8 protein-coding genes are annotated in these 10,951 nt (G+C 71.4%); all 8 read right to left on the bottom strand.

Annotated elements, in window-relative coordinates; translation table 11 throughout:
• Position 1 precedes the first annotated feature (1 nt).
• From ACIBAF_RS06115 to ACIBAF_RS06080, 8 genes are read right to left on the bottom strand one after another with little or no spacing between them, the layout of a single operon-like run.
• Entirely contained in the window at positions 2 to 649 is a 648-nt protein-coding gene (locus ACIBAF_RS06115; RefSeq protein WP_399462115.1) for a PIG-L deacetylase family protein, read from the bottom strand.
• Positions 646 to 1,440 (bottom strand): glucose-1-phosphate cytidylyltransferase, encoded by a 795-nt coding sequence (locus tag ACIBAF_RS06110; RefSeq protein WP_399461912.1) that lies wholly within the window; start codon positions 1,438 to 1,440, stop codon positions 646 to 648. Before ACIBAF_RS06110 ends, ACIBAF_RS06115 begins: the two co-directional genes overlap by 4 nt.
• Positions 1,437 to 2,681 (bottom strand): class I SAM-dependent methyltransferase, encoded by a 1,245-nt coding sequence (locus ACIBAF_RS06105; RefSeq protein ID WP_399461911.1) that lies wholly within the window; start codon positions 2,679 to 2,681, stop codon positions 1,437 to 1,439. The genes ACIBAF_RS06110 and ACIBAF_RS06105 overlap by 4 nt, the downstream gene beginning before the upstream one ends.
• Positions 2,678 to 3,889 carry a glycosyltransferase gene (locus ACIBAF_RS06100; protein ID WP_399461910.1) on the bottom strand — a complete coding sequence of 404 codons (1,212 nt, stop codon included), beginning with the start codon at positions 3,887 to 3,889 and terminating at the stop codon, positions 2,678 to 2,680. Before ACIBAF_RS06100 ends, ACIBAF_RS06105 begins: the two co-directional genes overlap by 4 nt.
• A gap of 2 nt (positions 3,890 to 3,891) precedes the next feature.
• Positions 3,892 to 5,211, bottom strand: coding sequence for an O-antigen ligase domain-containing protein (locus tag ACIBAF_RS06095; RefSeq protein WP_399461909.1), 1,320 nt, complete (start codon positions 5,209 to 5,211; stop codon positions 3,892 to 3,894).
• Position 5,212: 1 nt separating this feature from the next.
• Positions 5,213 to 6,769, bottom strand: coding sequence for a right-handed parallel beta-helix repeat-containing protein (locus tag ACIBAF_RS06090; RefSeq protein ID WP_399461908.1), 1,557 nt, complete (start codon positions 6,767 to 6,769; stop codon positions 5,213 to 5,215).
• Positions 6,770 to 6,778: 9 nt separating this feature from the next.
• Positions 6,779 to 8,746, bottom strand: a complete 1,968-nt coding sequence (locus ACIBAF_RS06085; protein ID WP_399461907.1) for an alginate lyase family protein — start codon at positions 8,744 to 8,746, stop codon at positions 6,779 to 6,781.
• Positions 8,743 to 10,950 (bottom strand): bi-domain-containing oxidoreductase, encoded by a 2,208-nt coding sequence (locus ACIBAF_RS06080; protein ID WP_399461906.1) that lies wholly within the window; start codon positions 10,948 to 10,950, stop codon positions 8,743 to 8,745. The genes ACIBAF_RS06085 and ACIBAF_RS06080 overlap by 4 nt, the downstream gene beginning before the upstream one ends.
• Position 10,951 lies beyond the last annotated feature (1 nt).

Genomic DNA, 10,951 nt, shown 5'->3' with positions numbered 1-10,951 from the left:
TTCAACCCCCCAGGTTGAGCGTGAGTTTGGTGACGGCGAACGCTTCGGCGTATCGCTCGTGGCATTCGATGCCGCGGATTCGCGCGAGGCCGAGAAAGGCCTCCCGGTCGTACCAGGGCCGGTGGCGCTGCGAGGCGTAGTGCTCCTGCAGCAGCCGCACCTTCTGTTCGGCGATCTCCGTCGACAGGGGCTGGTACGCCGCCATGCGGCCGAGGTCGCCGTCCCACTTGACGATCTCGTAGCCGAGCACGAGGTGGTCGCGGAAGGCGGTGGGTACCAGCTGCGCCAGGCCGCGGTGGTCCTGGTGGGCGTCGTCGGTGCGCGGGGCGAGGATCAGATCCGGGTCGGTCTGCGCGCGCAGTTCCTCGACGGCGGCCTTGGCCTCGTCCCAGTGCACGGGCATGCGGCCGTCCGGCAGTTTGAGCACGGTCAGCCGCAGGTCGGCGCCGGGGCAGAAGGCGGCGAGCGCGGCCCGCTCCTCCTGCTCGCGTTCGGTGCCGCCGCCGGAGAGCACCAGCGCGTCGACCCGGAGACCGGGCCGCGCCTGGCACAGGGCGAGCAGCGTGCCGCCGGCTCCGATGGCGATGTCGTCGCAGTGCGCGCCCACCGCGACGATCCGGTCCAGGCGCCCGGCCCCGAGCCGGATCACCCGCTCACCGCCGCGCCGTCCCGCTCCCACACGGCCCACGGACGGTCACCTCGGGCGTAGGCCTCGTCGAGCGCGGCCCGCTCCTTCACGGTGTCGGTCGGCTTCCAGAAGCCGCGGTGCTGATGCGCCACCAGACGGCCCTGTTTGGCCAGTTGGGCGCATCCGTCGGCGACCAGGTCCCCGTTCTCCGGTATGTGGTCGAAGACCTCCTGGCGGAGCACGAAGTAGCCGCCGTTCTCCCACAGCGGCAGTTCGCTCACCGCGGTGATGCCGCCCACCAGGCCGTCCTCGCCGAGGTCCACGCAGTGGAACGAGGACTGCGGCGGCACCACCATCATCGACGCGCCGGCGTCGCGCCGGGCGAAGTTCTCGATCATCTTCGGCAGTGGGGCGTCAGTGAGTACGTCGGCGTAGTTGGCGAGGAACATCTCGTCGCCGTCCAGATGGTGCCGCACCCTGCGCAGCCGCTCCCCGATCGGTGACTCGATGCCGGTCTGCGCGAACGTGATCGTCCAGTCCGAGATGTCGGTGGACAGCAGCTCGGTCCGCCCGCCTCTCAGCACGAAGTCGTTGGACGTCGTCTCCTCGTAGTTGAGGAAGAAGTCCTTGATGTGGTGGGCCCCGTAGCCGAGGCACAGGATGAACTCCGTGTGCCCGAAGTGCGCGTAGTAGCGCATGACATGCCAGATCAGCGGGCGCGGGCCGACCATCGCCATCGGCTTGGGCACGTCGTCGGAGGTTCCGTTGCGCATCCGCATCCCGTAACCGCCGCAGAACAGAACGACCTTCATCGCTTGACCTCGACAATGCTCAGTTCCGGGATGGGGAAGACCAGTCGGCCGCCCCAGTCATGTATGAAGGACAGTTGCTCGACCAGCTCGGCCCGCAGGTTCCACGGGAGGACGAGGACGTAGTCCGGTTCGTCGGCGGCGATCTGCTCGGGCGGCAGGATCGGGATGCGGGTGCCCGGGGTGAACCTGCCGTGCTTGTAGGGGTTGCGGTCGACCGTGTACGGGAGCAGGTCGGGCCGGATCCCGCAGTGGTTGAGCAGGGTGTTGCCCTTGCCGGGGGCGCCGTAGCCGACGACCGTCTCACCGCGCTCGGCCGCCTCGATGAGGAACTTGAGGAGGTCCCGGCGCACCTTGGCCACCCGGGCGGAGAACTCGGTGTACCCGGACAGCTCCTGCAGCCCGGCGGCCTTCTCGCGGGCCAGCACGTCGGCCACCCGCTGCGTCGGCTCGCCCGCCGCCTCGGCGGGCCGGGCCCACAGCCGGATGGAGCCGCCGTGCGTGGGCAGCAGCTCGACGTCCACGAGCGTGAGTCCGCCGCTGGCCAGCGCCCGGATCGCGGACGCGACCGTGTAGTACTGGAAGTGCTCGTGGTAGATCGTGTCGTACTGGTTCTCCTCGATCAGGGTCAGCAGGTGCTGCACCTCGATGGAGACCCAGCCGTCGTCGGCGACCAGGGCGCGCAGTCCCTGGGTGAACCCGACCACGTCGGGGATGTGCGCGTACACGTTGTTGGCCACGACCAGGTCCGCCGGGCCGTGCTCGGCGCGGACCGCCGAGCCGGTGTCCGGGCTCAGGAACTCGGTGAGCGTGGGCACACCCGCGTCCCGCGCGGCGGCGCCGACGTTCACCGACGGCTCGATGCCGAGGCAGCGGATCCCCCGGTCCACCACGTGCCTCAGCAGGTAACCGTCGTTGCTCGCGACCTCGACCACGAAGGCGTCGGAGTCATCGGCGCCGAGACCCAGCCGCTGCACGGCGTCGGCGACGAACGTGCGCGCGTGCTCCACCCAGGAGGTCGAGTACGAGGAGAAGTACGCGTACTCCTTGAACGTCTCCTCCGGCGTGATCAGCGGCGGGATCTGCGCCAGCCAGCAGTCGGTGCAGACCCGCAGGTGCAGCGGGTACGCCGGCTCCGGCTCGTCCAGTTGGTCAGCGGCGAGAAAGCTCTCACACGGCGGGGTCGCCCCCAGATCGACGACGCTCGCCAACGTCGCCGAGCCGCAGAGTCGGCATCGTGTCATTTACTGCCCCCCATTGATTCCGTCCGACCCGCGATCGCGGTGCGGTACCCCTCCACCAGGCGCTCAAGGCCGACGGCCGGGCTGAACGCCTGCTCGTAACGGCGCCGGGCGGCCTGGCCCATCTCCCGGCCCAGGGCCGGCTCGGCCGTGATCCGGCGCATGCAGGACGCGAGCGAGGCGGGCTCGCCCGGCCGGTGCAGCAGCCCGGTCACCCCGTCCTCGACGAGTTCGACGAAGGCGCCGTGACCGGCGGCGACGGCCGGGACCCCCGCCGCCATCGCCTCCGCGGCCACCAGGCCGAACGTCTCCCGGGCCATCGAGGGCGCCACCACGGCGACCGACCGGGCGACGGCCTGCCGGCACTGATCCGGGTCGTACAGGCCGACGTACCGCACGTCGTCCCGGCCCGCGGCCCAGGCCGTCACCTCTCGCTCCAGTGGCCCCGCGCCGGCGATCACGAGCGGCACGCCCACCCCGCCGGCTGCGGCGATCTCATCCCATGCGGCCATGAGCAGCCGCACGCCCTTGGCCTCCGCGAGCCGGCCGAGGAAGAGCAGATGCTCGCCGGCGCCCGCTCGGCAGGCACCCGGGTCGGGCACGAAGTTGTGCTTCACCACCAGCCGCTCGGCCGGCATGCCGGACCGCACCAGGACGTCGCGCTGCGCCGTGGAGATGCAGAAGAACCGCTCCACGCCGGACCACCACCGCCGCCGGTTGACCGACAGGCTGACCGCGAGCGGAACCGTCGCGAGGCGGGAGTTGCGGTAGCAGCCGTGCCGGACGGCGGGCAGCGACGCCGCCGACCCGACGCACTCGGCGCACGGCCGGCCGTCCCGATGCAGCGTGCCGGGCGGGCAGACCTGGGTGTAGTTGTGCAGCGTGGCGACGACGGGCACGCCGGCGTCGGCGCAGGCGGCGAGCACCGAGGGCGACAGGAGCGGGAAGACGTTGTGGACGTGCACCACGTCCGGCCGCTCGGTGCGCAGCCGGGCGGCGAGCTCCGTGCGAACCGCCGGGTTCCACGGCACCAGGAGCGGCACCGCGGCCTTGGCGAGGAGGGACCGGGCGGCGATGTCGTCGCTGCGCCGCTCGAACAGCTCGACCCGGTGGCCGGCCGCGCGCAGCAGACCCACCTCTTCGTCGACGACCCTGTTCTCGCCGCTCGGCTGTGCCGAGGAGTAGCGGTTGTGCACCACGAGGACGTGCATGGTCAGATCACCTCCCGGTTCCCGGCCCAACGCGGGATACGTCGTCGGGGGACAGCGGCCGTCGGCAGGGGCGTGGCCGCGGCAGGCGCCGCCAGCAGCGAGGCGGCCAGGGCCAGATGCAGCAGATACGGCGAGGCGTCGCCCAGCCCGGCCTCGGTGTACGACGAGATGGCGACGTAGCTGATCAGGAAGATCGCGCAGGCCCTCGGCAGCGACGGCGGCCGCAGCAACGCGACGCCGCCCAGCACGATGAGCATCGCCGCCACGAGGGTGACGCCGACCATACCCTGCTCGTTGTAGACGGCCAGCCAGCTGTTGTCGATCGGCAGCCCGCCGAACGACTTGTCGCCCAAGCCCGTGCCGAACACCTTCTCCGGGATCGTCCGGGGCGCTGCCAGCAGAGCGTCCCAGACCTTGGCCCGACCGGTGAGGTTGGAGAAGTTCTCCTTGCTCTGTCCGCGCATGAACCACGCCTGCAGCGCGGAGCCGAACCCGACCGTGGCCACGGCGGCGCACACCACCGTCCAGGAGAAGAACCGGCGGGCGGCGGCGCTGGTCAGGATGAGCGAGAGAATCGCCAACACCAGCCCGATGATCAGGCCGAGCGTGGCCGTGCGGGTATGGGTCAACGCGAGCAGGACGAGTGTCGGCACGATGACCATCGCCGCACTGGCCCCGGTGGTCCGCCGGCCAAGGACGAGCAGCACGGTGAGCCCGATGATCACCGCGGAGTACTGGCCGATCTGCGGCGGTGTGAGCGGCCACAACGCACCGACCAAGCGCCCGCCGTAGTACTCGGGCAGGGCCGTGCCCGGTGAGATGACCAGGCCGGCGGCCACCGACCCGAGCACCGCGAAGTACATCCGGATGTGGAACCGGACGAACGTCAGGCTGCCGTCCCACCAGCGGCTGAGCAGCCACAGCGTGCCGACGAAGAGAGCCAGCCGGGTGCAGCGGAACAGCGCACCGAACCCGACCTCGAGGTTCACGCTGGAGATCACGCTCGGCACAAGGAGCAGGGTGAGCAGGAACAGGAAGGCGCTGGCCCGGATGCGCAGCCGGAGATTGAGCACGAGTGCCAGCGTGAACGCGGCGACCAGCGCGCCCATGGTGGCCATCTGGATGAGGGAGCGGGGCAGCGTGACGATCGTCTTCGCCCCGGCGGAGCCGAGCGTGTTGAGGCCCAGCAACGCCCAGACGATCCAGACGGCCCTGGGCGTTTCGGCGGAACGCGGTGCGGCAGGGCCTGGTTCGGCGCCGGGCCCTGTGCCCGTCGTACCCGGTCCGCCCGGCTGCCCGCCGTGCATCAGGTCTTCGCTCATCTCAACCACCGGCCTGGGGGCCGAAGGTTGAGCCTGCGTCCTGCTGGTACGGAGTGCCCTGCCACTGCCCGGAGTCGAGGATCCGGCCGGGGTCGCCCGCGACGAAGCTCCACGGTCCGCGGTAGACGTTGTCGTGCCAGCGGTTGTGCTGCTTGAAGGTGATCGCCTCGGCCACCGCCTTGCCCTTGTAAGGCGACCAGTCCGGATAGGTGCCGTAGTTGGAGAGCACGGCCATGCGGCCGCACTCCGTCGTGCACTTGACGACGGATGCGTCGAGGACGAAGCGGTTGCCGTGGATGTCCACCCGCTGGGTCTTCCACCGGCAGTCGGCGTAGAGCGGTGCGGTGGCGATCGCCGGCTGTGCGCAGCTGGCGGTCTTCTTCACCAGCAACGTGCAGTAACCGGTCGAGGTGTTGGCCGGACTGTTGCAGAACCGGTCGGCGTTCTCCCACAGGGTGATCCCGGACCAGTTGTTCTCCAGCACGTTCCCGTAGACATCGATCTTGTCCGTGCGGGCTCGGAGCCGTGGCTCGCCGCCGGACTCGGACACGTAGACGGTCGCGTACGGGAAGTTGTCGCCGCGGGCGGCGTACTTGCGGCCCTCGACCCAGTTGTTCCGCCGGATCGTGTTGTTCCGGATGATCGCGTTGTAGCTGGTCTCGTACATCAGCGCGGCGCCGTCGTTGGCTTCGAGGACGTTGTCCTCGATGAGGAAGTCGTTGTTGTCGTTGTCCGCCCACAACCCGGCTCCGCGGTTGTCGTGCACCCAGTTGCCGCGTATGTCGGCGCCGTTGACGGCCCAGAACTTGATGCCTCCGGTGCAGCCGCAGCCCGGATTCCGCCGCTCCCAGTCGTCGGTGTTGTTGCCCACGATCTCGTTGCCCTCGACCACCAGGCCCCTGATCGAGTCGCCTGTCTTGTATGCGTTCATCCCGTACTGTCCGTTGTTGCGCAGACAACTCGCGCGGACCTGCTGGCGAGCACCCGCCATCAGCCCGGCGCCGGAGTTGTACTGGACCGTCGCGTGCTCGATCACCCACCCGTCGGCCATGTCATGGTTGACCACGCCCTCGTTGTTCGGCGCGACGAAGCCCTGCACGGTCAGGTAGCGGATGGTGACGTCGGGAGCGGTACCGCTGAACGCGTACTCGTTGATCTTCCGGCCGTCGAGCACCGCGCCCGGCGCGCCGAGGTACACGTCCCCCTTCTTGGCCATGACCTGGGCATAGCGGTCCGGCTCCAGCCTGTGCTTGCCCGGGCGAAGCCAGAACGTGGTGTTCGCAGGGCTGCTCTTGGTCTTCGCAGCCAGGTCACCGACCACCGCGGGGTCGACCGTGACCGCTCCCGCTGGCGCCTTCGACGGCCCCGGCGCGGGCTTGGCGCACACCCGGGCCACGGATGTGGAGGGCGCCCCGGACGTGGCGGGCGTACCGGACGCGGAGTGCGTACCGGTCGGCTTCGCCGTGGCGTCCGACGTGCTCGTGCAGCCGGTCGCCGCCGGCAGGACCAGCGCCAGCAGCGCCGCCGGCAACGCCCAGTGCCCCCACTTGATCCCCACGCGTCCTCCCTAGCCGTGGAACCTGAGTACGGTGGTGAACCCCTGCACGCCGTCGGCGAAGCCGGTGCCGATCAACGTGGTGGCGGGTTCCTTGCGCCCGAAGCCGGCGGAGTACCAGCCCAGCGGCGGGTCGGTCTCGCCGCGATGCGCCCGCCAGGACAGCTGACCGGGCAGATCGAGCGCCGCGGAGCGGTCCTCGCCGTCCCGGGTCCAGCTGAGCACCGCCCGGTGACCCACCAGGTCCGCGGCGATCGCCGGGCCGAGGTGGAACGCCAGCCGCACGGCCCGGCGCGGGCCGCGCAGCTCGTCGACCACCGTCAGCTCCTGGCTCGCGGCCGCAAGCTCGACCCGGCGGCGGTGCACGGAGGGCTGGTAGCCGTCGTGCTCGGCGCACCAGCGGGCCGTCCCCCCTTCGGAGGCGCCGGAGGCGTCCGCGACCAGGACGCGGCTGCGGGCGTGCCGGGTCCACAGGAACGGGCCGCCGGAGCCGGACTGGTCACCGCCGTCCACTTGCAGGGTGTTGTGGGCGAGGGTCGACCGGAAGTACTGCCGCCACTCGGGCTGCCCGTGGTAGCAGAACGTCCCCGGGTCGGCGAGCACGTCGACCCCGTCGTGCCGGACCTCCACGGACAGCGCGTCAGCGTGAGCATGCGCGGCGATGGACAGGAACCCGTGCGGACCACCGTCGCAGCGGCACCAGATCCCCGCCGGACCCCGCAGGATGGTCATGCCCGCGTCGGCGAAATGGGCCGGTCGGCTCGCCGGGCGGGACACGGCCGGGGCGGCGCCGTTCTCCGGGTACGGTCGGATGAGCGCGGCCAGCAGCGGGGTGCGCACATCGGTGCCGGTCACCGTCGGCCACCAGTCGAGCCTGCCGAACACGGCGTCACCGGTGGCCAGCAGCGAGCCCCAGCGGTCGGTGCCCGCGCCGTCCACGACCAGACCGTGCCCGTCGTCCGAGTCCCCCTGGCGCGGCGGCCGCAGCCGGTTGTCCACGACGGCCGCGAGCGCGTCGGTCATCCGCAGCAGCACCAGCCGGACGGTCGCGGGGACCGGCACGCCCGCGGCATCCGCCTCGGCCAGCGCGGCCAGGCCGAGCTCCAGCACCAGGCCGTGGTACTCGGAGGCCAGCTCCCGGTTGAGGCCGGAGAGGAAGGTGTTGCCGCGCAGATGCCGCTCCAGCGACCGCAGCGCGTCGGCCCGCCAGCGCTCCGAGGAGGGGAACCAGCCGAACGCGCAGGCCGCGGCGAACTGCCCGGCGGCCTCGGCGATGATGTGGTTGTTCGCCGAGGACCCCCGGCTGGGGAAGGCGGCCAGCCAGCGCTGGTGGTGCCAGATCTGGTTCAGCGCCACCGGGTTGCCCTCGAACAGGGCGGCCGCGCCCGGCCAGCCGTCGAGCAGCCGGCGGATCCACACCCAGGACAGCAGCCGGATCCCCAGCTCGATGCCGCTGGTCCAGTGCACTCCGCGCAGCGGCGCGTTGGCCGCCCACCACGACCGCAGATGCTTCGCCACCCGCTCGGCGTACCGCTCGTCCCCGGTGATCGCATAGGCGGCGGCGAGCACGGTGAGGTACTGATGCCGGGACAGCTCCCAGATCTGCTTGATGTCCCCGACCGCGTCCTCGCTGCGGTACGGCACGTCGAAGGCGTAGCCCCACGGAGCCCGGCGCCCGGTCTTCGGGTCGTACCACCAGTCCGGGTCGGTCAGGTCGTCGCGGACCACCCCGAAATACTCGGCGTGCCCGGCCATCAGCCGGTCCGCCTCGGCGATGAGGCGCTTCGCGGCGTCCGGTGGCACCGCCTCGATCGTCCCCGGGGGCAGGACCGCGGTGAACCGCGCGCCGGTCACGCTCGGACAGTCCGGCCGCGCCGACCGCCACCGCCGCCTGCGTACCGCGTCGCCTGCTCGGCCGCCGACCTCCCGCGGTCCCATGCGGGACAGTCGCCGCAGGTACCAGCCCGCGCTCATGGTCATCGCGTGCTCGCCAACGTCACCGGCGCGCCGCCGACCAGGCCGGCCTGCACGGCGAGGGTGGCCGCCGTGGTGGCGACCAGCGACTCCAGGGGCACCGGCATCGGCCCCCCGGTCCGCACGGCCTTGACGAACGCGGCCAGTTGGGCGTTCTGGCCCTTGTCCCGGGCCTTGGGCAGCCGCGAGCTGACCCACCGCTTGGGGCGGCCGTCGTAGACAGCGGCACGGACGAAGTCGTCGAGCCGGAGCACCCTGCCGTCCGCGATCAGGTCCAGCGTCTCCTTGGGGAAGCCGGGCGAGCCGGTGGTGACGTAGCTGATGGCAGCGGTGGACCCGTCCGGGTAGTGCAGCACGATCTGCAGGTCGTCGTTGCCGGACGTGGCGGTCGCGTACACCGAGACCGGGTCGGCCTCGAGCAGCCAGCTCGCCGTGTCGATGAAGTGTCCGCCCTCGCCGGCGAACCGCGAGCCCTCGGTGCCCTGTCGCAGGTACCAGCTGCCGTGATCGAGCCGGCCCGCGTTGACCAGGTAGCGCACGCTCGCCGGCCCGGTCCGGGCGCCGAACCGCTTCCTGGCCTCCTGCAGCAGCGGTGCGAACCGGCGGTTGAAGCCCACCTGCAGCCGGTCGTTGCCGGACTCCTCCACCGCCGCGAGCACGCCGGCCAGCTCGTCCTCGGTGAGCGCCAACGGCTTCTCCACGAACACCGTCTTGCCGGCCAGCAGCGCCTTCCGGGTCAGTTCGGCGTGCGAGCTGTGGCGGGTGACCACGAACACCGCGTCGATGGACTTGTCGCCGAGCACGGCGTCGAGATCGGTGGTCGCCTCGGCGAAGCCGAACTTCCGCTGGGCGTTGGCCGCCGACAGGGCCGTCGTGGTGACGACCGTCGACAGCTCGACGCCCTCGCGCTGTGCCAGGTGCGGCAGCAGCATCGACGTCGCGTAATTTCCCGCGCCGACGAACGCAAGCCGCACCGGCGACTTGGCGGCCCGGGCCGACGCGGGCACTCCGCCGCCGGGTCGCTTCACCGCGGGCACGGCCACGGCCGGGGCCCCCGCTTCCCGGGCTTCCGCTGCTTCCTTTACCTGTTCGGGGTACCGGAACAGCACCGCCACGGCCTTCAGGTCGCCGTCCTTCAGGCTCTGGTACGTCTCGACGGCGTCGTCGAAGTCGGCGACGTGGGAGACCAACGGCTCCACGTCGACGCGGCCGCGGGCGAGGAGACCTAGGAAACACGCCAGGTTGCGGCGCTCGGTCCAGCGCACGTAGCCGATCGGGTAGTCCCGCCCCTCGAGCTCGTACTCCGGGTCGTAGCGCCCGGGGCCGTAACTGCGGGAGAACCGGACGTCGAGCTCCTTCTCGTAGTACGCGTTCCAGGGCAGGTCCAGGCGGCACTTGCCGATGTCGACGACCCGTCCGCGGTCCCGGCTCAGCCGGGCGGCCAGCTCGACGGGCTGGTTGCTGCCGCCGCCGGCGGCCAGGTACACCTGGTCCACGCCGTGACCGTCGGTGAGTTCGGCTACGGCGCTCTCCACGGCCGCCGAGGCGGGATCGCCGCAGGCCGCCGCGCCCAGCCGCTCGGCGAGCTCGCAGCGCACCGGGTCGGGGTCGACCCCGACGACGAGGACTCCGGAGGCCGTCAGCAGCTGCACCACCAGCTGCCCGATCAGCCCGAGGCCGATGACCAGCGCCACCTCGCCGAGCCGTGACTCGCCCTGGCGGACGCCCTGCAACGCGATCGACCCGACGGTGCCGAAGGCCGCGTGCCGCGGGGCGAGGCCGTCCGGCACCGGGGCGTAGAGGTTCTTCGGCACCCAGTTCAGCTCGGCGTGCAACGCGTGCTCGTTGCCGGCGCAGGCCACGAGGTCGCCGACCTTCACATCGTCGATCCCGGCGCCGACCTCCTCGACCACCCCGCACAGCGAGTAGCCCAGCGGCGTGTAGGAGTCCAGCTTGCCCATCACCTTGCGGTAGGTGGCGGGCACCCCGTTGGCAGCGACGCTCTGCACGACCTTGGCCACCTGGTCCGGCCGGGAGCGGGCCTTGCCCAGCATCGACATGCCGGCCTCGGACACCTTCATGAGCTCGGTCCCGGTGGAGATCAGCGAGTAGGCGGTCCGGACCAGCACACCTCCCGGCTTGCATCCCGGCACCGGCACGTCGAGCAGTGCCAGCTCGCCGCTCTTGTAGTTCTGTACGACCTGTTTCACC

It is taken from the genome of Streptomyces sp. NPDC051677, assembly GCF_044453465.1.
GTDB lineage: Bacteria > Actinomycetota > Actinomycetes > Streptomycetales > Streptomycetaceae > Streptomyces.
The sequence above is the reverse complement of the archived record's forward strand: the minus strand, read 5'-3'. Positions and strand labels throughout refer to the sequence as shown.